Raw genomic sequence first — 231 nt, forward strand, 5'->3', positions numbered from 1 at the left:
AGAAACCGCAACCCCTTCCTTGTTGTTTCTACCCGAACGACGAATTTGCAGAGGGACTTGAGCATCAAACTCCATATCAAAGGTTACTTGTTCACCTGGCTGAATAGGTTGGTTTAGTTTATCCTCTAGAATTGTTCCAACGGTTTCATATTTTAATGATGAACCATTTTGGAGTAGTGAAGGGTCTTTGTCATAGCCAATTTCGTTTGGTTTTAGCTTACTTATTCGATC

Annotated in this window: 1 pseudogene; it reads right to left on the reverse strand. The window is 39.8% G+C overall.

The features are described from left to right. A pseudogene (locus ACRHOC_RS15275) lies at positions 1 to 231 on the reverse strand (M1 family peptidase); the annotation flags it as partial.

The sequence above is a fragment of the Winogradskyella poriferorum genome, assembly GCF_050618035.1.
Lineage (GTDB): Bacteria > Bacteroidota > Bacteroidia > Flavobacteriales > Flavobacteriaceae > Winogradskyella > Winogradskyella poriferorum_A.